This is a genomic window from Streptomyces sp. NPDC110618, assembly GCF_055657065.1.
The window spans coordinates 1-21,894 of record NZ_JBVKBN010000036.1 but is presented as its reverse complement, the minus strand read 5'-3'; the positions used below and the strand labels follow the sequence as shown (position 1 = coordinate 21,894).

Genomic DNA, 21,894 nt, shown 5'->3' with positions numbered 1-21,894 from the left:
TCAACCGCCCGACGACGGCTCCCACTTGTCCCCGCCCAGCAGGAACTCGTACGCGGGCCGCCCCTTGTTGCCGCTCGTCCGGAACGGCCTGCCCCCGTCGTCGACGACGAGCTTCCCGCTCCGGCCGCCGCTGGACCACGCCAGCACCAGGTACCAGCGCACGTCGTACGCCGAGGCGTCGGCGGTGATCCGGAAGACCTCGGGGTCCGACTCGCTCACCGAGAACGGGAAGTCCCGCTGCCCGGCCCCGGCCACCACGACCGGGCGCGCCGCGTCGAGCGCGACCGTGAAGGGCCGGCTCGGTACATTGCCGCCGCAGCCGACGCCCATGACGTAGTCGTTCCACTTCAGCGGCGCGTCCTTGCCGACGACCCGCACGGTCAGACTGTCGAGGACCACGGTCTCCCGGCCCGTGCCCTGCACGGTCAGCGTCACCAGCTGCTCCCCCGCCGACACGGCCCCCTCCGCGGCCACCCAGGCGGGCGCCTCCTGCTGGAACGGCGGCGGAGGCACCTTCGAGGCGTCCTTGTCGATCAAGTAGTGCTGGGAGCAGGGCCCTTCCCAGGTGTACGGCCGGGTCGTGACGGTCAGCGGCGGTGCGCTGTCCTCGGCACCGCCGCCGCTCGCGCGACTCTGGGAGGGCTCGGCGGTCGGGGTGTTCTTGGCCGGCGCCGGGTCGGTGCTGCGGGACGGGGAGGCGGAGGCCGGCCGACTCTCGCTCGGCGACCCGGACGGCTCCTCGGAGGTGACGGAACCGGCGGGACCGCGGCGGCCGTCGGCGCTCTTCTCCCCGTCCCCGGAGAAGGGGTTCACGGCGAGGGCGACCCCGGCGAGCAGGGCGGCGAGGCCGACCCCCGCGAGGACGGCCGTACGGCGGGGGAGGCGGGACGGGGAGGGCGGGAGAGGCTCGTTCTCCGGCTCGGGCTCGGGTTCGTGCTCCGTCTCTTCGACCGGTGCCCCAGGAGTCGCCGCTGCCGTCGCCGTCCCCTTTCTTCCCCTCCCCGCGTCGGCCAGCACCCAGCGCCGGTGCAGTTCCACCAGTTCCTCCGGGCTCGCCTTGCAGAGGCGGGCGAGGCGTTCGACGGGGGCGTACTCGGCGGGTACGGCGTCGCCGTTGCAGTAGCGGTGCAGCGTGGACGTACTCATGTGCAGGCGCTTGGCGAGCACCCCGTAGCTGAGCCCGGAGCGGCCCTTCAACTCCCGCAGATACGCGGCGAAACCGTCCCCCGAACTGTCCTGCGACACCGTTCCTCCACTCCCCGTCATCCCGTTCCCCCGTTCCAGGGAAGGGTTGTTCGCCCACGTCAGACGTGGTGCGGGCGTTCCAGCGTCCCGTATCCCCCGGCGGTTGCTGCGCCCGGGACAAAAGATCGCACACGCTCTCCCCATCCACAGCAGATCCCGTCGACACGGACAAGGAACCAGCCATGCGCACCTTCCGCCACGCACGCCTTCTCGCCGCCACCGGCGCCGCTCTCGCCGCCCTCGCCCTGACCGCGTGCGACAACGGCACCGGAACCGAGGACGAGGGCAGGGCGGAGCCGTCGACGACGCGCACCACGCAGCCGGACGACAAGCAGACGGGCGGCACGCAGACCAAGGAGCCGAACGAGCCGACGGCGGAGACGGAGCAGGCGGAGCCGACAGCGCAGCCCTCTTCCGATGCCGGCTCCTCCGAGCCCGTCATCTGCAACGGATCGAACACCAAGGTGACCGCCCAGACGGTGTCCCGCCCCCTGAACCACATGCTGCTGACGGTGACCAACACCGGCTCGAAGCCGTGCTCGCTGCCGTACTACCCGCTGGTGCGCTTCGACGAGATGCAGTGGGCGCCGCAGGTCAGGGAGGACTCCCAGCCGCAGGCGGTGCCGACCCTTGACCCCGGTGAGTCCGGCTACGCGGGTGTCATGCTCTCCGCGGCCGACGGCAGCGGGGAGAACGGCACGACCGCGAAGCAGCTGACGGTCGGCTTCCAGGGCATGGAGCCGGGCAGCGACGGCGGCGCCACGGCCACCGCGCCGCTGCCGAAGAAGGGCGTGTACTACGACAGCGCGCTGACGGTCACGTACTGGCAGCAGGAGGCGGAGGACGCCCTGAACTGACCCCCTCGCCGGACTACCGCAGCATCTGGGCGGCTTCGGTCGCCCAGTAGGTGAGGATGTTCCGGGCGCCGGCCCGCTTGATCCCGGTGAGGCTCTCCAGGATGGCCCGGTCGCGGTCGATCCAGCCCTTCTCAGCGGCGGCCTCGATCATCGAGTACTCGCCGGAGATCTGGTAGGCGGCGACCGGCACGTCCACCGCGTCGGCGACCCGGGCGAGGATGTCGAGGTAGGGTCCGGCGGGCTTGACCATCACCATGTCGGCCCCCTCCTCCAGGTCCAGGGCCAGCTCCCGCAGGGACTCCCGCGCGTTGGCGGGGTCCTGCTGGTAGGTCTTGCGGTCGCCCTTCAGCGAGGAGCCGACGGCCTCCCGGAAGGGGCCGTAGAAGGCCGAGGCGTACTTGGCGGTGTACGCCAGGATCGCCACGTCCTCCCGGCCGATCTGGTCGAGGGCGTCGCGGATGACCCCGATCTGCCCGTCCATCATCCCGCTGGGCCCGACGACATGGGCGCCCGCGTCGGCCTGGACCTGCGCCATCTCGGCGTACCGCTCCAGGGTGGCGTCGTTGTCGACGCGCCCGTGCTCGTCGAGGACGCCGCAGTGCCCGTGGTCGGTGGTCTCGTCCAGGCACAGGTCGGACATGACGAGCAGCTCGTCACCGACCTCGGCCCGGACGTCCCGGATGGCCACCTGGAGGATCCCGTCGGGGTCGGTGCCCGGCGTCCCGAGGGCGTCCTTCTTGCTCTCCTCCGGCACACCGAACAGCATGATCCCGGACACCCCGGCGGCCACGGCCTCCGCGGCGGCCTTCTTCAGGCTGTCCCGGGTGTGCTGGACCACGCCCGGCATCGCGGCGATGGGCACGGGCTCGGAGACGCCCTCCCGCACGAACGCCGGAAGGATGAAGTCCGCGGGGTCGAGCCGCGTCTCGGCGACCATCCGCCGCATGGCAGGCGTGGTCCGCAGCCGCCGGGGCCGCGTACCGGGAAAGGATCCATACGTCGTCATACCCCCAAGCTACGCCCGCCCCGGCAGCCCCCTTACAGACACCCTGTCGGCACGGCCGGCCCCGCGCACCCGACCTGCGCGCCCCACCTCCGCGGGCCATCCTGAGAGGACAACCGCACCCAGGGCCCCGACGGCCACCGCGACCGCCGCCGTCCCTCCGACGCCCGCCGCGGAGGACCCCGATGACCACCCACCACCGCAGCACGCCCGACCTGTTCTCCCTCTCCGACATCCACGGCCCGGTCCTGCGCCCCGGCGAGGACGCCTACGCCCAGGAAGTCACCGGCTTCAACCTCGCCGCCCTGCACACCCCGGACGTCGTCGTCGGCGCGACCGGCACCGACGACATCGTCACCGCCCTGCGCTGGGCCTCGGCCACCGACACCCCCGTCGCCGTCCAGGCCACCGGCCACGGCGCCAACTTCCCCATCGAGCGCGGGCTGCTGATCAGCACCGCCCGGATGACCGACGTCACCGTCGACCCCGCCGCCCGCACCGCGACGATCGCCGCCGGAGCGAAGTGGCGGCACGTCCTGGAGGCGGCCGCCCCGCACGGCCTGGCCTCCCTCAACGGCTCCTCCAGCGACGCGGGAGCCATCGGCTACACCCTCGGCGGGGGCCTGCCCGTCCTCGGCCGCACCTACGGCTACGCCGCCGACCTGGTCCGCTCCTTCCAGGTGGCCACCGTGGACGGCACCCTCCACGACGTCGCCGCCGACAGCGGCTCCGACCTGTTCTGGGCCCTGCGCGGCGGCAAGGGCAACGTCGGGGTGGTCACCTCGATGGTCACCGAGCTGCCGGAGCTGTCCCACGTCCTCGGCGGCGGCATCTACTGCGACGGCCGCGACGCCGAGGCTCTCCTGCGCGCCTGGGCGGAGTGGACCCGCACGGTTCCGGCGGAGATGAACAGCACGTTCAGCCTGCTGCGCCTGCCCCCGTTCCCGGAGATCCCCGAACCGTTCCGCGGCCGCTTCTGGGCGCGGGTCTGCCTGGCCTGGACGGGCGACGCGGCGGAGGGCGAGCGCCTGCTGGCCCCGCTGCGCGAGGCCGCTCCGGTCGTCGTGGACACGGTGGAGGACATGCCGTACGCCGCCGTCGACCGCATCTTCATGGACCCCCAGGACCCCCTGCCCGCCCGCGAGTCCTGCGCCCTGCTGCGCGAACTGCCCCCTCAGGCCGTGACGGCGTTCCTCGCCGAGGTGGGCCCGGACGTGGCCGACTGCGCGCTGCTGATGGTGGAGATCCGGCACATGGGCGGCGCGCTCGCCCGCCCCGCCTCCGTCGAGGACGCGGTCTGCTCCCGCGACGCCCAGTACCTGCTGGAAGCCGTCGGCGTGCTGGCCGCGCCGCCCGCCGCCGAGGCCGTCGAGCAGGCCACCCGGTCCCTGAACGCGGCGATGGCCCCGTACGGCACCGGCCGCACCATGGTCAATCTGCACGGCACCCCGGGCGACAGCGCCGACCGGGCCCGCGCCTGGACCCCCGAGGTCTACGAGCGGCTGCGCCGGACGAAGGCCGCCTACGACCCGAAGAACCTGCTCGCCTTCGGCCACACGGTGCCTCCGGCACAGGAAAACCCCGCCGCCCGCTGACACGGACGACGGGGTGAACCCGTGGCACTGCTCAGGTCGTGGACCGGCGCCTGCGCGCCCCCGGCCGCCGCTCGCTGGGCCTGGTGACCGGATCCCCGGCCGCCAGCGCCGCGTCCCGGCGCCTGGCGCCGAACTCCGCCAGCGCCTCGGCCAGCTTGTGCACGGACGGCTCGGGAGCCATCACGTCCACGCGCAGCCCGTGCTCCTCGGCGGTCTTCGCCGTGGCGGGGCCGATACAGGCGATCACCGTCACGTTGTGCGGTTTGCCCGCGATACCGACCAGGTTCCGCACGGTGGACGACGAGGTGAACAGCACCGCGTCGAAGCCGCCGCCCTTGATCGCCTCCCGGGTCTCGGCCGGCGGCGGCGAGGCGCGCACGGTCCGGTAGGCGGTGACGTCGTCGACCTCCCAGCCCAGCTCGATCAGCCCGGCCACCAGCGTCTCGGTGGCGATGTCCGCGCGCGGCAGGAACACCCGGTCGATCGGGTCGAAGACCGGGTCGTACGGCGGCCAGTCCTCCAGCAGGCCCGCGGCCGACTGCTCGCCCGACGGCACCAGGTCCGGCTTCACACCGAACGCGATCAGCGCCTTCGCGGTCTGCTCGCCCACCGCCGCGACCTTGATCCCGGCGAAGGCGCGGGCGTCCAGCCCGTACTCCTCGAACTTCTCGCGCACCGCCTTGACGGCGTTGACCGAGGTGAAGGCGATCCACTCGTAGCGGCCCGTCACCAGGCCCTTGACCGCCCGCTCCATCTGCTGCGGGGTGCGCGGCGGCTCCACCGCGATGGTCGGCACCTCGTGCGGCACCGCGCCGTACGAGCGCAGCTGGTCGGAGAGCGAGGCCGCCTGCTCCTTGGTGCGCGGCACGAGCACCCGCCAGCCGAACAGCGGCTTGGACTCGAACCACGAGAGCTGCTCGCGCTGGGCCGCGGCGGACCGCTCGCCGACCACGGCTATCACCGGCCGGCCGCCCTCCGGCGAGGGCAGCACCTTGGCCTGCTTCAGCGTCTGCGCGATGGTGCCGAGCGTCGCGGTCCAGGTGCGCTGCCGGGTCGTCGTACCGGCGACGGTCACCGTCATCGGGGTGTCCGGCTTGCGGCCCGCGGCCACCAGCTCACCGGCCGCCGCGGCCACGGAGTCCAGCGTGGTGGAGACGACGACCGTGCCGTCCGAGGCGCCGACCTCCGTCCAGCACCGGTCGGACGCCGTCCGCGCGTCCACGAACCGCACGTCCGCGCCCTGCGCGTCGCGCAGCGGCACACCGGCGTAGGCGGGCACACCGACCGCGGCCGCGATGCCGGGGACCACCTCGAAAGGCACCCCGGCGGCGGCGCACGCCAGCATCTCCTCAGCGGCGTACGCGTCGAGCCCGGGGTCCCCGGACACCGCACGCACGACCCGCCTGCCGCCCCGCGCGGCCTCCATGACAAGATGTGCCGCATCCCGCACAGCGGGTGCTCCGGCGGTTGTTGACGCGCCGTCAACGACCGCCAGCTGAGGCGTGCCTGTGCCCTGGGCCGGATCCGTCGAGGGGTCCGTGTTCACCACGGCCACGCCCGACCTGGCGTGCACCCGGACCACGTCGAGCACTTCGTGCTCGGCGACCAGGACGTCCGCGTTCGCCAGCGCCTCCACGGCGCGCAGTGTCAGCAGTCCCGGATCTCCGGGTCCGGCACCCAGGAAGGTGACGTGCCCTTGTTCAAGGCCGGTGGGAAGGGTGGTGGGGCTCAATGTGCTCGCTCCCCCATCAGACCGGCCGCGCCCTGCGCGAGCATCTCGGCGGCGAGTTCGCGACCGAGTGCCAGCGCGTGGTCGTGCGTCTCGGGCACGGGACCGGTGGTGGACAGCTGCACCATGCGCGCACCGTCGGCGGTGCCGACGACGCCGCGCAGGCGCATTTCCTTGACAATCTGCCCGTCGGCCAGCAGGTCGGCCAACGCGCCCACGGGGGCGCTGCAACCGGCCTCCAGGGCGGCGAGCAGTGACCGCTCGGCGGTCACGGCGACCCGCGTGAACGGGTCGTCGAGTTCCCCGAGCGCGGCGATCAGCTCCGCGTTGTCCGCGAGGCACTCGACCGCCAGGGCCCCCTGGCCGGGGGCGGGCAGAACCGTGTCGACCGACAGGAAGTCGGTGACCTCCTCGATCCGGCCGATCCGGTTCAGCCCGGCCGCGGCCAGCACGACCGCGTCGAGTTCGCCGTCGCGGACGTACCGGATGCGCGTGTCGACGTTGCCGCGGATCGGCACGGTCTCGATGTCGAGGCCGTGGGCACGGGCGTACGCGTTCAGCTGCGCCATGCGGCGTGCCGAGCCGGTGCCGATGCGCGCGCCGCGCGGCAGGTCGGTGAACTTCAGCGCGTCCCGGGCGACGATCACATCGCGCGGGTCCTCGCGCTCGGGGATCGCGGCGAGCGTCAGCTCTTCGGGCTGCGCGGTGGGCAGGTCCTTCAGCGAGTGGACCGCGAAGTCGACCTCGCCGCGCAGCAGCGCGTCGCGCAGCGCGGTGACGAAGACGCCGGTGCCGCCGATCTGGGAGAGCGATTCCCGGGAGACGTCGCCGTACGTGGTGATCTCGACGAGCTCGACGGGCCGTCCGGTCACCTGGCTCACGGCGTCCGCCACCTGCCCGGACTGGGCCATGGCGAGCTTGCTCCGCCGGGTCCCGAGCCTCAGTGCCTTGTCTTTCATACCGGCCCTCGGTCTTTCTCGGTGCTGTCCCCGGCCCGGGAGACGGCGGCCACCGTCTCGGGGTCGAGGTCGAACAGGGTCCGCAGCGCGTCCGCGTACCCGGCGCCGCCGGGTTCGGCCGCGAGCTGCTTGACCCGTACGGTCGGCGCGTGCAGGAGCTTGTCCACGACGCGCTTCACGGTCTGGGTGATCTCGGCGCGGTGCTTGTCGTCCAGCCCCGGCAGCCGGCCCTCCAGCCGGGCGATCTCCGCGGCGACGACATCGGCGGCCATGGTGCGCAGCGCCACCACGGTGGGCGTGATGTGCGCGGCCCGCAGCGCGGCGCCGAACGCGGCGACCTCGTCGGCCACGATCCGGCGCACCTGGTCGACATCGGCGGCCATCGGCGCGTCCGCGGACGCCTCCGCCAGCGACTCGATGTCCACCAGGCGGACCCCGCCGAGCCGGTGCACGGCCGCGTCGATGTCCCTGGGCATGGCGAGGTCGAGCAGGTACAGCACCGGCTCGGGCGCCTCGGCGACCGGCTCGGGCCTGCGCCGCTCGGGGATGCGTCCGACGGTGGCCGCCGCGGCGGCGAGCGCCGCAATGGCCTCGGCCTCGTCGGCGGGGCTCTGCGGGCGCGGGATGCCGTTGTCGACCCACGCGGCGTGCTGCTCCAGCGTGGCCGCGTCCATACCGGCGACGGCGGCCTCCCCCATCACGGAGAACCCGGACTGCACGGCGGCGAGATCGAGCGGACAGTTCTCGTCGTCCGTAGGCGTCAGGCTGCGGGCATTCGTACCGCCGGCCCCGTCAGGCGTGGTCCCGCCCGTCAAGCTGCGGGCATTCGTGCCGCCTGGGGTGCTCCCCCCCGTCAAGCTGCGGGCATTCGTGCCGCCTGTGGTGCTCCCACCCGTCAAGCTGCGGGCATTCGTGCCGCCTGGGGTGCTCCCCCCCGTCAAGCTGCGGGCATTCGTGCCGCCTGGGGCGGCACGGGTGGGCGCAGGCGGCACCTCGTCGGCGCCGAGTTGCGCAGGCGCCCCCCGGTCCTTCAGCGCGCCCGCGACCATCTCCGCCGCGAGCACCAGGCCGGTGGCCCCGGTGCAGGACACGGCGATGTCGGCACGTGTCAGTTCGCCCGGCACCGCGTCCATCGCAACCGCGCGAGCCGAAACCCCGGTACCGCCCTCGCCAAGGATCTCCACCAGCCGCTCGGCCCGGTCCGCCGTACGGTTCGCGATCACGACCTCGGCCACCCCGGCCCGCGCCAGCGTCGCCGCCGCCAGCGAAGACATCGACCCGGCGCCGATGACCAGCGCCTTCTTCCCGCGCGCCCAGTCCGGCACGGCCGTCGTCCGGGACAGCTGCTCCAGGCCGAAGGTGACCAGGGACTGCCCGGCGCGGTCGATACCGGTCTCGGAGTGGGCCCGCTTGCCGACCCTGAGCGCCTGCTGGAACAGGTCGTTCAGCAGCCGCCCGGCCGTGTGCAGGTCCTGCGCCCGCGCGAGGGAGTCCTTGATCTGGCCGAGGATCTGGCCCTCGCCGACGACCATCGAGTCCAGCCCGCACGCCACCGAGAACAGATGGTGGACGGCCCGGTCCTCGTAGTGCACATAGAGATACGGAGTCAGCTCGTCGAGACCGACCCCGCTGTGCTGGGCCAGCAGCGTCGACAGCTCGGCGACACCGGCGTGGAACTTGTCCACGTCCGCGTACAGCTCGATCCGGTTGCAGGTGGCGAGCACCGCCGCCTCGGTGGCGGGCTCGGCGGCGACCGTGTCCTGGAGCAGCTTGATCTGGGCGTCCGCGCTCAGCGCGGCCCGCTCCAGCACGCTGACCGGCGCGCTGCGGTGGCTCAGTCCTACGACCAGGAGACTCATGCCGGCATCACGGCGGGCACGTCCCCGTCAGGTCCCTTGTCGCCGGACTCGTCCCGCACGGTGGGCACCGCGCCGGTGCCCTCGTTGGCCGCGGCCTCCTCGCCGGCCTTGCGCTGCTCGTGGAAGGCGAGGATCTGCAGCTCGATGGAGAGGTCGACCTTGCGCACGTCCACGCCGTCCGGGACGGTCAGCACGGTCGGCGCGAAGTTCAGGATGGAGGTGACCCCGGCGGCCACCAGCCGGTCGCAGACCTGCTGCGCGGCACCGGCGGGGGTGGCGATGACACCGATGGACACACCGTTGTCCTTGATGATCTTCTCAAGGTCGTCGGTGTGCTGCACGGGGATGCCGGCCACGGGCTTTCCGGCCATTGCCGGATCGGCGTCGATGAGCGCGGCGACCCGGAAACCACGGGAGGCGAAGCCGCCGTAGTTGGCCAGGGCGGCGCCGAGGTTACCGATACCTACGATCACAACCGGCCAGTCCTGGGTCAGGCCGAGTTCGCGGGAGATCTGGTACACGAGATACTCGACGTCGTAGCCCACGCCGCGCGTCCCGTAGGAGCCCAGGTACGAGAAGTCCTTGCGCAGCTTCGCGGAGTTGACCCCGGCTGCGGCCGCGAGCTCCTCGGAGGAGACCGTCGGTACCGAGCGCTCCGACAGTGCGGTCAGCGCGCGGAGGTACAGCGGAAGCCGGGCGACGGTGGCCTCGGGAATCCCTCGGCTACGGGTCGCCGGTCGGTGAGTTCGGCCAGTTGCCACGGTGCTCCTGCGGGTAGAGCGGGGCTGCAGGCGGTCGTACGTCCCCAGACCGCCCCGTCGGAAGCAGGCTATGTCTTTGTGAACGCGTGCACAAAGATGGTGTCCGATTTGCCCGGCCAACGTGACCGGGGTCACGCACGTCGCTCTCGGAGGCAAAACCGCACACTTCCCTCAATCAATCCCGCCCCCGAGACCACTTCTCCATCGATCCTAAGCGACCGGCCGGTGCAGTTGTACTAGTCAGTCAGTGCCTTGCGGAGGCGGTTCTCGTCCACGCGCCAGAAGGTGTGCTGCTCTCCGTCGACGAGGACCACGGGGATCTGTTCCCAGTACTGGTCGTGGAGTTGGAGGTCCACGGTGATGTCCTTCTGCTCCCAGGGGACACCCAGATCCGCGCACACCTTCTCGATGACGATCTGTGCGTCATCACACAGATGACAGCCGGGCTTGCGGATGAGCGTGACGAGGCGGTCCTGGGGGTTCCGGGGGTTCTTCGCCTCGCGGCGGCGGAAGAGGGGAGTCATGTCGGCCATTCTCGCGCGCGGGGCGGTGGGGCGGAGAGGTGCGTCACTGTTGATGAACGCCGTGATGGGATCACTTCTTTAACGACACGGTCGCGGAGAGTTCACAGCCTTCGAACCTCTCGGCTCCGGAAGCACCGAACAAACTGGCTATGCTCACGACATGGCCGCTCTCGGATGGCTCACCCCCCGTAGGCGCTCCGCCACGGCGCGGAGCGTGTTGGCAGGCGAGGCCTCTGCGGAGGCCGCGCGCAAGTCGGTTCCCGAATCCGTGCCCGAGGCCGGGCCCGAGGAGGAACCCCAGTTCCCGGTGCTCGGGGACGACAAGGCCGCCGCGTTCTTCGACCTCGACAACACCGTGATGCAGGGCGCCGCGCTGTTCCACTTCGGCCGGGGGCTGTACAAGCGGAAGTTCTTCGACACCCGTGACCTGGTGCGGTTCGCCTGGCAGCAGACGTGGTTCCGGCTGGCCGGCGTCGAGGACCCGGAGCACATGCAGGAGGCGCGCGACTCGGCGCTGTCGATCGTGCAGGGGCACCGGGTGTCCGAGCTGATGTCGATCGGCGAGGAGATCTACGACGAGTACATGGCGGAGCGGATCTGGCCCGGGACGCGGGCGCTGGCGCAGGCGCACCTGGACGCGGGGCAGAAGGTGTGGCTGGTGACGGCGGCGCCGGTGGAGATCGCGCAGGTGATCGCGCGGCGGCTGGGGCTGACCGGGGCGCTGGGCACGGTGGCGGAGTCGGTGGACGGCGTGTACACGGGCAAGCTGGTGGGCGAGCCGCTGCACGGGCCTGCGAAGGCGGAGGCCGTACGGGCGCTGGCGGCGGCGGAGGGGCTGGACCTCTCGCGCTGCGCGGCCTACAGCGACAGTCACAACGACATCCCGATGCTGTCGCTGGTGGGACACCCCTACGCGATCAACCCGGACGCCAAACTCCGCAAGCACGCCCGCGAACTGGACTGGCGCCTGCGCGACTACCGCACGGGGCGCAAGGCGGCGAAGGTCGGCATCCCGGCGGCGGCGGGCGTGGGCGCGGTCGCCGGCGGCACAGCAGCAGCCATCGCCATCTCCCGCCGTCGCCGCTGAATGCCTGCGGCGGCCCGCGCGCGTGGATGGGGGTACGCGTAGCGCCTACGGCCGTCATGCGGCCGGGGCCGGGGTGGGGGGTGTCCGTCCTCGGACGGGCGGCTCACCACGTACATCAATCCCCCACTCCGGACGCCCGCCACTGCGGGCGAACACCCCCCACCCCGTCCCCTCCCACCGCGGGCGACTGCAACTCCATGATCCCGACCCGCCCCGCCTAGCTGCGGGCAGTCGTGCCACCGGGACGGCGCCCACCCAAGCAGACGGCACCGCTCCATCACCGCAGCTGCGGGCAGTCGTGCCGCTGGGGCGGCACGGGTGGGCTGGGGGTCCCCCCTCTGGGGGAGGCACCCCGCACGCGCGGGCAAGCGAACCCACCCCCACGGCGCCAACGACCGGTGGTACCCAGAGCCCAGGGCAACCGAAAGCAGCGGTACAGGTCCGATCAACCGCGGACCGTCGCAGGCGAACCCGGCCAATCCGGGCGCCATACCCACCCAACCCCCTGTCCAGTCCCCTTGGCTGCACACGGCCACAACACGCCCCGCTCCCGACCGAAATACGATCCCTTCCGGTCAACAAGCGGTCACTGCAAGGCACTTACCTGACCGTCAATCGGTTACAGAAGCGACGTAATCGATGATTTGAGCAACTGGGTGTAGCAGTGCCTGCACGAAGCGTTATTCTCCTCAGACGCAAACCGGTACCCCTCCGTCGCTACGACGGGTGAACGGTCCCGCACTGCACGTGATGGAAGCTCTGCCTCTGGGAGTCCCGTGTACCCACACGTCGGGGTTGACGCCTCGGGCCTGGCTACGCTGCGCGCAACGGTCCAAGACCTGTTGCGCGGCTTCGTCCCCACCGCGTACGCCGTCCCCGCCCTCGCCGTAGCCGCCGCCCCCGCCGGCAACTGCTACGCGCTCGCCGACGGCACGGCCGCCGTCGGCAGACGGGGACGCGCCTCCGGCGCCACCACCCCCCGGCGCCCGGCCGCGGACAGCGACAGCGCCCGGATGATGGATCTCGTCGAGCGCGCGCAGGCCGGCGAGGCCGACGCCTTCGGGCGGCTCTACGACCAGTACAGCGACACCGTCTACCGGTACATCTACTACCGGGTGGGAAGTAAGGCGACCGCCGAGGACCTCACCAGTGAGACCTTTCTGCGGGCGCTCCGACGCATCGGCACCTTCACCTGGCAGGGCCGCGACTTCGGCGCCTGGCTCGTCACCATCGCCCGCAACCTCGTCGCCGACCACTTCAAGTCCAGCCGCTTCCGCCTGGAGGTCACCACCGGCGAGATGCTCGACGCCAACGAGGTCGAGCGCTCCCCGGAGGACTCCGTCCTGGAGTCGCTCTCCAACGCCGCCCTGCTCGACGCCGTCCGCCGGCTCAACCCCCAGCAGCAGGAGTGCGTCACACTCCGCTTCCTGCAGGGCCTGTCCGTCGCCGAGACCGCCCGCGTCATGGGCAAGAACGAGGGCGCGATCAAGACCCTCCAGTACCGCGCCGTGCGCACCCTCGCCCGGCTCCTGCCCGACGACGCCCGCTGACGCCGCACGCTCAGTAGCGTTCAACTCGCTCTCGGTGAAAGTCCGTTGACTCCCCGATCCGATCATCCGCCGTCCGTAACCCAAGTGCCGCGACGCTCGTTGTGCGGGATGCAGGCTCCCTGTGGTCACTACCCGGCCGTCTCCGATCACTCGATCGTGTGGATGTGGTCGGGTCGTGCAACCCTCAGGACCCCCTGGGGAGTCGACCGTCATGACGAGAGGAGGTGCCGCCAGTGATCGCGAACGTATCGGCGCACCGGCGGGCGAACGCCTTCGCCCAGGCCCTGGAGGAGCAGTCCGACCAGGGCACGGCGGCCGAGCAGTCCGAAGGATCGGCACCGGCCCCGGCCGCTGCGGAACAGACCGAGCAGGGCCGCCTGCTGGCCCTCGCCACAGGTCTCGCGGAGCTGCCCCGGCCAGAGCTGGATCCCGAGGTCAAGGTCGTCCAGCGGGCCCAGCTCGTGGCCGCGATGGAGGCCATGCTGCTGGAGAGCGCCGGAGGCGGGGCTGATTCTTCGGTGCCGGAGCAGCGCTCCCACCGGGCCCGGGGCGCACACCGGGCGAGCGGACTGGGCAAGCTGCGACCGCGCTCCCGGCTCACCAAGGGCCTCGCCGCCGGCGGCCTCAGCGTCGGCGTGGCCGCCGGAGCCTTCGGCGGAGTCGCCGCGGCCAGCGGTGACGCCCTGCCCGGCGACTCGCTCTACGGCCTCAAGCGCGGCATCGAGGACTTCAAGCGCGGCCTCGCCGACGGGGACTCCGAGCGCGGCCGGGTCTACCTCGACCAGGCCTCCACCCGGCTGAGCGAGGCCCGCCGCCTGATGGAGCGCGACCGCGGCGGCCCCCTCGACCACGAAACCCTCGGCGAGATCCGCCGCGCCCTGTCCGGCATGCACCACGACGCCTCCGAGGGCCACCGGCTACTCACCGCGGCCTACGCCGCCGACCCGGACTCCCTCGGCCCCATGCAGGCCCTGGCCGGCTTCTCCCGCTCGCACCGAGACACCTGGGGCGCTCTGCGCGACCGCCTCCCCGTCCAGCTCGGTGACGTCGGCGCGCAGGTCACGTCGGTCTTCGACGCCATAGACGAAGACGTGGCGCCGCTGGAGTCCCTGCTGCCCGAGGCGCCCTCCGAGAGCGGCGGCTCCGGCAAGCACCGGGGCGCCCCCGAGTCGGCCTCCACCGGTTCCTCCGGTGCGGACCGCTCGACCGCCCCCAGCAGCGGCAGCAGCGCCTCCGACGGCCGCGGCTCCTCCAGCAGCCCCAGCAGGTCCGCGAGCGGCTCCACCGGCGAGGACGAAGGCCTGCTCGGCGGCAGCACCGGCGGCCTCCTCGACCCGCCGAGGAGCAGCGGCAGTACGACGCCGTCCGCCAGCGACCCGGCCATCCCCGAGCCGGACGTCACCCTCCCGCCGCTGCTCCCGGGCCTGCTCCCCGGGCTCGGCATCGACACCGAGGACGCCGACTAGGCGCCGGACGGAATGCGGTACACGACGGGGCGCCCTTCCTGGACCCGGGAAGGGCGCCCCGTCGTCGTATAGCCGTACAAAACGTTTCTTCGGGACCTCGGGAGAGGCCGTCTCAGAAGAAGACCGACCTGCGCTGCACCAGCAGCTTGTACAGGGTGTGCTGGATCTGCTCCCTGACCTGGTCGGTCAGGTTGAACATCAGCATCGGGTCCTCGGCCGCCTCCGGCGGATAGCCGTCCGTGTGGATCGGCTCTCCGAACTGGATCGTCCACTTGGTGGGCAGCGGGATCGCGCCCAGCGGGCCGAGCCAGGGGAAGGTCGGGGTCAGCGGGAAGTAGGGGAAACCGAGCAGCCGGGCCAGCGTCTTGGCGTTGCCGATCATCGGGTAGATCTCCTCCGCGCCCACGATGGAGCACGGAATGATCGGCGCCCGCTTGCGCAGCGCCGTGGAGACGAAACCGCCCCGGCCGAACCGCTGGAGCTTGTAGCGCTCCCCGAAGGGCTTGCCGATGCCCTTGAAGCCCTCCGGCATCACCCCGACCAGCTCGCCCTGGCCCAGCAGCCGTTCGGCGTCCTCCGCGCACGCCAGGGTGTGCCCCAGCTTGCGCGCCAGCTCGTTGACCACCGGCAGCATGAAGACCAGGTCCGCCGCCAGCAGCCGCAGATGCCGGCCCGCCGGATGATGGTCGTGCACGGCGACCTGCATCATCAGCCCGTCCAGCGGCAGCGTGCCGGAGTGGTTGGCGACGATCAGCGCGCCGCCCTCGGACGGGATGTTCTCCACGCCCTTCACCTCGACCCGGAAGTACTTCTCGTACACCGGCCGCAGCAACGACATCAGGACCTGGTCGGTCAGCTCCTCGTCGTAGCCGAAGTCGTCGACCTCGTAGTCCCCGGTGAGGCGGCGGCGCAGGAAGGACAGACCGCCCGCGATCCGCCGCTCAAGACCGCCCTCGTCCTGCGGCTCCGGCGTCGCATCCGTCACCGGTTTCTGTTCCGTCACTGGGCCATCATCCTGCGGGACCGGCCTGCCGGGCAGGGGCTGGACCTCACCGAGCGCGGAATCCGCGCCCTTGCGCCGGCTCCCCACGCTCCGGCGGCGCTGCGGCCGCGGTGCGGCGCCCGCGCGGGACCGGTCGTCGTCGAACGGAATGACCTTGGCGTCCGCCATCGTTGCTGCGCTCCTCAGTTGGCGCTCTGCGTCGGGAGGTGACCACTGCCCGGAAGGGCCAGCTCGGCGATCCGGTCCACGGCCCCCGCGAGGGCCTCCGGCGGGAGCAGTCCGGGGCCGCGGCTGCGGGTGAAGTCCTCGAAGGTCTCCGCGGTCGTGTACTTCGGCCGGAAGCCGAGGGTCTCCCGCATCTGGTCCGTCGCCACCACCCTGCCGTGGGTGAGCAGGCGGATCTGCTCGGGCGAGAAGTCCGTCATACCGAGCGTACGCACCAGCGAGCCCGCCCAGGTGACCGCGGGCAGCAGCAGGGGCACAGTGGGCCGCCCGAGCCGTCGCGCGCACTGCGACAGCAGCAGCACCCCGTCACCGGCGATATTGAACGTGCCGCTGTTCAGGGTGCCCCGGGCGGGCTCGTGCGAGGCGATCCGCAGTACCTCGATCACATCGTCCTCGTGCACGAACTGCAGCCTCGGGTCGTAGCCGAGCACGGTCGGCAGGACGGGCAGCGAGAAGTACGAGGCGAGCGGTGTGTCCGCGGTCGGCCCGAGGATGTTGGCGAACCGCAGCACGCACACAGCCACATCCGGCCGCCGCCGCGCGAACCCGCGCACATACCCCTCGACCTCGACGGCGTCCTTCGCGAAGCCGCCGCTGGGCAGGGACTTGGGCGGGGTGGTCTCGGTGAACACCGCCGGGTCCCGGGGCGCCGAGCCGTAGACGTTCGTACTGGACTTCACCACCAGCCGCTTGACCGTCGGCGACTTCTGGCACGCCCCGAGCAGCTGCATGGTGCCGATGACGTTGGTCTCCTTGACCGTGGCCCGGCTGCCGCTGCCCAGCGCCGTGCCCGTCACGTCCATGTGCACGACCGTGTCCGCGCCCGTCTCGGCCAGGACCCTCGCTATGGTCGGCTGCCGGATGTCGGCCTGAATGAAGTCCGCGCCGCCCAGATGGTGCTCGGGCGGAACCGCGTCCACGGCGACGACCCGGTCGACCTGTGGGTCACGCTGGATCCGTCGTACGAAACGGCCCCCCAGTTGACGGGCCACTCCGGTCACGAGCACGACCTTTCCCAAGATCAGCGCCTTCCTTCCAGGAATTCGTCCAGACCCGATGTACCGCTGCTCGTTACCCTGCCGGGTTCCCCGTGTGCCGCCAACTTAGCGGGTCGATGTTGCGCTGTGATGACCACCCAATGCATGAAGTGACGGCATCCACAGGACGGACGAACAGATGCAGCCAGTGTGACCGTCCGGTCCCGTGTACGGAGTCCGGCCCGCCGCACAAGAACGCAGGTGGGGCCCCGCCCGGCCGCTTGGAAATGGCCGCCTGGAAAGGGGTGTGGCCCCCGACCGGCAACCGGTGGGGGGCCACACTCACGCTCTCGCGGCGGCTCGCGTCGCGAGTTACTTCTTGTTGCGACGCTGAACGCGCGTGCGCTTGAGCAGCTTGCGGTGCTTCTTCTTGGCCATCCGCTTGCGCCGCTTCTTGATAACAGAGCCCACGACTACCCTCGCTCACTTCTCATCACTCGGTGTTTGGGCGCCATGGGCCCACACGACCTACGAGGGGCTAGCCTACCCGCCCGAGCGCTGAGGTCGTAATCGAGGTGGCCGGGGGAGATCCGACGGTGCCCTGAGGATCCCCCCGCACCCCGTGCCGTCAGGCGGTTTCCACCCCCACATAGCTCTCACGGAGGTACTCGTGTACCGCTTGCTCGGGGACGCGGAAGGACCGCCCCACCCGGATCGCGGGCAGATGACCGCTGTGCACCAGGCGGTACACGGTCATCTTGGACACTCGCATCACCGAGGCGACTTCCGCCACGGTAAGGAACTGAACCTCGTTCAGAGGCCTCTCGCCAGCTGCAGCCATGACACACCTGAACCTTCCGCACTCGACGGCCACCGGCTTCCCCTTCCGGTGACTCTTCGTCGCTGCGTGCTCACTCCCCAATGTAGGGGCGGGTGGTGCGAGTGGGGAAGAGGTGCACCCATCGGCGGCCTACTGTGACAGACACGCTCGTTTGAGTACGTAGCGGGTCAGCGGCCGGTAGTAAGCAGACCGCACACCGTCATCAAGTGGAACGACGACGGACACCACCCCCTCCGCCTCCCCCACGAAGAGCGCGGGGTCATCGGTATCGGCCAGCCCAATGGCCTCAAACCCCAGCTGACCTGCTCCGCAGACCCAGCCGTGATCCCCGATCACCAACTCCGGCAACGGCCCGCCGGCCTCGGCCGCGGCCGCCAGAGCGAGCCGAACCGGGAGCGGGGAATGCGTGTGTGCGCCCGGCTCACGCCCGGAGCCAACCGCGTCGGCCTCGCGTACGAGCGCGACTCCTCGTACGTACTCAAGGTTGTACGTGCGTAGACCGAACCGGGTCGTTATGTCGACACAGCGACCCTGCGCGGGGGTGAGGACGACACATCCGGCCGCCGAGAGAGCGTCCGCCAAGGCGGCGTAGAAACCGAGCAGGGGACGCGGGTGCCCGGTGCCGATGAGCACGGCTCCCCCACGTCGGACGACCGCGCGCAGCCGTCCCGCGAACGCCTCCAGGCCCGCCAGCGTCCGATCAGGATCGATCACATCATGCCCGTCAACGCACAGCGGATCGCGGGAAACCCCGCATTTGTCGGCCATCAACGCGACCAGTTCCCGCTGCCCCCACTCGGCGCACGGATCGACCCCCATCAGCGCCCGGGGGTCCCTGGCCGCGAACAGCCGATAGCTGCGCAGGCTCGTCTCCCGGGAGGTGGCCACCACCCCCGCCAGCCGAGCAGCGACCAGATGCCCCCGCAGAGCCCCAATGGACAACACGCAGCGATGCTGGCGGACACGGGGCGGGGGTGGGGGCGGAACGGGGCGAAGTGCGCACGGTTGGCGTAATGGAGGCGGTGCGGGGCGGTAGGGGCTCGTGTCCTACGGGAGCAGCCCCCGCAGCGGGAACACCGCCCGCCTTGTCGCCAGTACGGCCTGATCCAGCCGGTCCGCGGGGTCGTACCCCGCCTCCCACTCCCCGTACGCCACGGGCCACCGCCCGTCCGTCATCCGCACCGGCGCCAACTGCCGCGTACGGGCGAACACTTCCTGCCGCCACTCCTCCGGGATCGACGCCTCCGGAGCGATCTCCCGGCCCGCGGCGATCCCCACCAGATGGGTCCAGGAGCGGGGCACGACCTCCACGACCGCGTAGCCGCCGCCCCCGAGGGCCACCCAGCGCCCGTCGGCGTACTCGTGCGCCAGCTCGTGGCAGGCGACCTGTACGGCCCGCTGCGCGTCCAGCGACACCGCCAGATGGGCCAGCGGGTCCTCGAAGTGCGTGTCCGCCCCGTGCTGGGTCACCAGCACCTGCGGGCGGAACCCGGCCAACAGCTCCGGCACCACGGCGTGGAACGCCCGCAGCCAGCCCGCGTCCCCCGTCCCGGCCGGCAGCGCCACATTCACCGCCGAGCCCTCCGCGTCCCCCGCCGCGCCGGTCTCCTCCGGCCAGCCGGTCTGCGGGAACAGCGTGCGCGGGTGCTCGTGCACGGAGATCGTCAGGACCCGCGGATCGTCCCAGAACGCCGCCTGGACGCCGTCCCCGTGGTGCACGTCGACGTCCACATACGCGACGCGCTCGGCGCCGAGCTCCAACAGCCGGGCGATGGCGAGCGAGGCGTCGTTGTAGATGCAGAAGCCGGAGGCGCCGCCGGGCATCGCGTGGTGCAGGCCGCCCGCGAAGTTCACGGCGTGCAGCGCGTCCCCCCGCCACACGGCCTCCGCCGCCCCCACGGACTGCCCCGCGATCAGCGCCGAGACCTCATGCATCCCGGCGAACGCCGGATCGTCCAACGTCCCGATCCCGTACGACCCGTCGGCGGACCGGGGATCGGCCGAGGCCGCCTTCACGGCGTCGATGTAGTCCTGGCGGTGCACGAGCCGCAGCGTCGACTCCCCGGCCGCCTTCGCCTTGACCACGTCCACGTCCTGGTCGAGCCCGAAGCTCTCCACCAGTCGCCGGGTCAGGGCCAGCCGGACCGGATCCATCGGATGCTCCGGCCCGAAGTCATAGCCCGTTACTGCCTCGTCCCACATCAGCTGTGCGCGGCCGCTCATGCCCGCCACCGTATCGGTCCGATTGAGTCTCGAACGATCGGGCATACACAAGCGTCACCAGCACCAACACCATCGGCACAAGCATCGCCCCGCGATAGCTCCACGCATCGCCCAAGGCCCCCACCAACGGCGAACCGATCAAGAAGCCCACATAGTTGAACACATTCAGCCGGGCCACGGCCGCATCGGACGCCCCCGGCGCCAACCGCCCCGCCGCGGCGAAGGTCTGCGGCACCAGCACGCACAACCCCAGCCCCAGCAAGGTGAACCCGACCAAGCCCACGCCGGCCGACGGCGCCCACGCCACCACCGCGAACCCGCCCGCGGCCACCACGGCCCCGGTCCGCACCACGGCCACCGCCCCGAACCGCCGCACCCCGAAGTCCCCGATGGCCCGCCCCAACAGGGTCGTCACCATATAGACGTTGTACGGAACGGTCGCCATCTGAGCGCTCCCGCCCAGCACGTCCTTGAGGTACTTCGCGCTCCAGTTGGAGACGGTGGAGTCCCCGATGTAGGCGAAGGTCATGACCAGGCAGAGGGGCAGCAGAAGCTTGAACCCCACACTTCCCGCCGCTCCGGTCCCGCCCTCCTCCGCCTCCGGCTCCGGGCGACCGTCGACGTACCAATGGCTCCCCACGAACGCCAACGGCATCAGCAGCACGACCACGGGCAGATACGACAGGAGCAGCGCGTAGTCGAAGCGTGCCCCCACCCAGGCCAGCGTGGCGCCGAAGATCCCGCCCAGGCTGTACGCGGCGTGGAAACTGAGCATGATGCTGCGCCCGTACGCCCGCTGGAGACTGACCCCCAGCATGTTCATCGAGGCGTCCAACGCGCCCACGGCCAGCCCGAACGCCGCGAGGGACAGCCCCAGTTCCACCATCCGCTCCCCCGCCGCCACCCCCAGCAGCGACAGGAACACCACCGGCTGGGACCACCGCAGCACCCGGCTCGCCGGTACCCGCTTCACCAGCCACCCGGTCGCCACACTCCCGACCCCGGCCAGAATCGGCACGGCGGCCAGGAAGGCCGGCAGCAGCGCGTCAGAGACCTCGTAGCGGTCCTGGATCGCCGGTATTCGGGTCACCAGGAGGGCAAAGGCCACGCCCTGGGCGTAGAAGCTGAACGTCAGCGAGGCCCTGCCGCGCCACAGCACATCAGTCATGGCGGCGAGCGTAGGGCTCAGGCGTACCCGTGGGTAGATCCAGCCAAAGATGAATCTCCTTCAGCTTTGCTCAGACCAGTAGGTCAAGGAGCTCGCTCATGTCTGCGAAGAGTCCATTGGCCCCTTCCAGCCGCGAGGCCGGGGTCATCGCCGTGAAGCCGTAGACATCCATGCCCGCGGCGACGGCCGCCTGCACCCCCAGGGGACTGTCCTCCACGACCACACACCGCTCGGGTGCGACCCCCATCCGCTTCGCGGCGTACAGGAACAGATCCGGCGCCGGCTTCCCGCGTCCCACGTCCTGCGAGCTGAAGATCCGCTCGTCCTCGAACCACCGCGCCAGCCCGGTCGTCCGGTGCCCCACCCGAATCCGCTCATGGCTCCCGGACGAGGCCACGCAGTACGGCACCCCGTCGGCGGCCAGCTTCTCCAGCACGCCCTCCGCCCCGGCCACGGGCTTCAACTCCCGCTCGAAGGCGGCGAATACCCGAGCGTGGAAGACATCGTCGAAGTCCGTCGGCAACCGCTGCCCGGTCCGCTCCTCGACAAGATCGTGTACGCGGTGCATGGCGGAGCCCATGTAGTCGCGCAGGGAGTCCTCGTAGGAGGTGGGGTGTCCCAGCTCTGTCAGATAGGCGGCGAGGTGCCGGTTGGATATGGGCTCACTGTCGACGAGCACACCGTCGTTGTCGAAGATGACGAGGTCATAGCGCATGGGAAGAGCCTAAACGCAGAAAACCCCCGTACCGAATAAACGGTACGGGGGTTTTCATCAATAATTGTTCGGCGGCGTCCTACTCTCCCACAGGGTCCCCCCTGCAG

20 protein-coding genes are annotated in these 21,894 nt (G+C 71.3%); 5 read left to right on the top strand and 15 right to left on the bottom strand.

Going from position 1 to position 21,894, the window contains the following annotated elements; all coding sequences use genetic code 11:
- Nucleotides 1–1,245, bottom strand: a complete 1,245-nt coding sequence (locus ACZ7L7_RS35780) for a helix-turn-helix domain-containing protein (protein WP_472077932.1) — start codon at nt 1,243–1,245, stop codon at nt 1–3.
- A 182-nt stretch (nt 1,246–1,427) separates the two neighbouring features.
- On the opposite strand from ACZ7L7_RS35780, the gene ACZ7L7_RS35775 reads away from it, so the two are divergent.
- A complete protein-coding gene (locus ACZ7L7_RS35775) occupies nt 1,428–2,102 on the top strand; it encodes a DUF4232 domain-containing protein (RefSeq protein WP_472077931.1) in 675 nt (224 codons plus the stop codon).
- Nucleotides 2,103–2,115: 13 nt separating this feature from the next.
- Here ACZ7L7_RS35775 and hemB read toward each other — a convergent pair whose 3' ends face one another.
- Complete coding sequence (gene hemB, locus ACZ7L7_RS35770) at nt 2,116–3,108, bottom strand: porphobilinogen synthase (RefSeq protein WP_285516011.1); 993 nt, start codon at nt 3,106–3,108, stop codon at nt 2,116–2,118.
- 182 nt (nt 3,109–3,290) lie between these two features.
- On the opposite strand from hemB, the gene ACZ7L7_RS35765 reads away from it, so the two are divergent.
- Entirely contained in the window at nt 3,291–4,700 is a 1,410-nt protein-coding gene (locus tag ACZ7L7_RS35765; protein WP_471432054.1) for an FAD-binding oxidoreductase, read from the top strand.
- Between the two features lie 31 nt (nt 4,701–4,731).
- Here ACZ7L7_RS35765 and ACZ7L7_RS35760 read toward each other — a convergent pair whose 3' ends face one another.
- The 5 genes from ACZ7L7_RS35760 to ACZ7L7_RS35740 all read right to left on the bottom strand — a co-directional run bounded on the left by ACZ7L7_RS35760 (nt 4,732) and on the right by ACZ7L7_RS35740 (nt 10,541).
- Nucleotides 4,732–6,432, bottom strand: a complete 1,701-nt coding sequence (locus ACZ7L7_RS35760; protein ID WP_285516013.1) for a bifunctional uroporphyrinogen-III C-methyltransferase/uroporphyrinogen-III synthase — start codon at nt 6,430–6,432, stop codon at nt 4,732–4,734.
- A complete protein-coding gene (gene hemC / locus ACZ7L7_RS35755) occupies nt 6,429–7,388 on the bottom strand; it encodes a hydroxymethylbilane synthase (RefSeq protein WP_453604848.1) in 960 nt (319 codons plus the stop codon). The genes ACZ7L7_RS35760 and hemC overlap by 4 nt, the downstream gene beginning before the upstream one ends.
- Nucleotides 7,385–9,247 (bottom strand): glutamyl-tRNA reductase, encoded by a 1,863-nt coding sequence (locus ACZ7L7_RS35750; RefSeq protein WP_472077930.1) that lies wholly within the window; start codon nt 9,245–9,247, stop codon nt 7,385–7,387. Before ACZ7L7_RS35750 ends, hemC begins: the two co-directional genes overlap by 4 nt.
- On the bottom strand, nt 9,244–10,008 hold the full coding sequence (locus tag ACZ7L7_RS35745) for a redox-sensing transcriptional repressor Rex (RefSeq protein ID WP_285516016.1): 765 nt from the start codon (nt 10,006–10,008) through the stop codon (nt 9,244–9,246). The genes ACZ7L7_RS35750 and ACZ7L7_RS35745 overlap by 4 nt, the downstream gene beginning before the upstream one ends.
- 236 nt (nt 10,009–10,244) lie before the next feature.
- Nucleotides 10,245–10,541, bottom strand: coding sequence for a glutaredoxin family protein (locus ACZ7L7_RS35740; protein ID WP_453604844.1), 297 nt, complete (start codon nt 10,539–10,541; stop codon nt 10,245–10,247).
- Nucleotides 10,542–10,692: 151 nt separating this feature from the next.
- Between ACZ7L7_RS35740 and ACZ7L7_RS35735 the strand changes: the two genes are divergently transcribed.
- The 3 genes from ACZ7L7_RS35735 (at nt 10,693) to ACZ7L7_RS35725 (ending at nt 14,635) form a co-directional block, all read left to right on the top strand.
- Complete coding sequence (locus ACZ7L7_RS35735; protein WP_285516018.1) at nt 10,693–11,619, top strand: HAD family hydrolase; 927 nt, start codon at nt 10,693–10,695, stop codon at nt 11,617–11,619.
- A 776-nt stretch (nt 11,620–12,395) separates the two neighbouring features.
- Nucleotides 12,396–13,169: an ECF subfamily RNA polymerase sigma factor, BldN family gene (locus ACZ7L7_RS35730; RefSeq protein WP_285516019.1), complete on the top strand. Its 774-nt coding sequence runs from the start codon at nt 12,396–12,398 to the stop codon at nt 13,167–13,169.
- Between the two features lie 233 nt (nt 13,170–13,402).
- Nucleotides 13,403–14,635 (top strand): DUF5667 domain-containing protein, encoded by a 1,233-nt coding sequence (locus ACZ7L7_RS35725; RefSeq protein ID WP_285516020.1) that lies wholly within the window; start codon nt 13,403–13,405, stop codon nt 14,633–14,635.
- A 112-nt stretch (nt 14,636–14,747) separates the two neighbouring features.
- Here the strand turns inward: ACZ7L7_RS35725 and ACZ7L7_RS35720 are convergent, their stop codons facing one another.
- From ACZ7L7_RS35720 to ACZ7L7_RS35685, 8 genes are all read right to left on the bottom strand, one after another.
- The gene (locus ACZ7L7_RS35720; protein ID WP_285516021.1) at nt 14,748–15,806 is read right to left on the bottom strand and encodes a lysophospholipid acyltransferase family protein; all 1,059 of its coding nucleotides are present in this window, start codon (nt 15,804–15,806) and stop codon (nt 14,748–14,750) included.
- Nucleotides 15,807–15,820: 14 nt separating this feature from the next.
- Nucleotides 15,821–16,882, bottom strand: a complete 1,062-nt coding sequence (locus ACZ7L7_RS35715) for an NAD-dependent epimerase/dehydratase family protein (RefSeq protein WP_285516022.1) — start codon at nt 16,880–16,882, stop codon at nt 15,821–15,823.
- Between the two features lie 330 nt (nt 16,883–17,212).
- Nucleotides 17,213–17,311, bottom strand: a complete 99-nt coding sequence (locus tag ACZ7L7_RS35710; RefSeq protein ID WP_003948845.1) for a 30S ribosomal protein bS22 — start codon at nt 17,309–17,311, stop codon at nt 17,213–17,215.
- Between the two features lie 157 nt (nt 17,312–17,468).
- The gene (locus ACZ7L7_RS35705) at nt 17,469–17,681 is read right to left on the bottom strand and encodes a helix-turn-helix domain-containing protein (protein ID WP_004984898.1); all 213 of its coding nucleotides are present in this window, start codon (nt 17,679–17,681) and stop codon (nt 17,469–17,471) included.
- 129 nt (nt 17,682–17,810) lie between these two features.
- A complete protein-coding gene (locus ACZ7L7_RS35700) occupies nt 17,811–18,626 on the bottom strand; it encodes a phosphatase (RefSeq protein WP_285516023.1) in 816 nt (271 codons plus the stop codon).
- 102 nt (nt 18,627–18,728) lie between these two features.
- Nucleotides 18,729–19,904: an acetoin utilization protein AcuC gene (locus ACZ7L7_RS35695; protein WP_285516024.1), complete on the bottom strand. Its 1,176-nt coding sequence runs from the start codon at nt 19,902–19,904 to the stop codon at nt 18,729–18,731.
- Nucleotides 19,855–21,072, bottom strand: a complete 1,218-nt coding sequence (locus tag ACZ7L7_RS35690) for an MFS transporter (RefSeq protein ID WP_285516025.1) — start codon at nt 21,070–21,072, stop codon at nt 19,855–19,857. The genes ACZ7L7_RS35695 and ACZ7L7_RS35690 overlap by 50 nt, the downstream gene beginning before the upstream one ends.
- Nucleotides 21,073–21,142: 70 nt before the next feature.
- Nucleotides 21,143–21,787: an HAD family hydrolase gene (locus ACZ7L7_RS35685; RefSeq protein WP_285516026.1), complete on the bottom strand. Its 645-nt coding sequence runs from the start codon at nt 21,785–21,787 to the stop codon at nt 21,143–21,145.
- Nucleotides 21,788–21,894 lie beyond the last annotated feature (107 nt).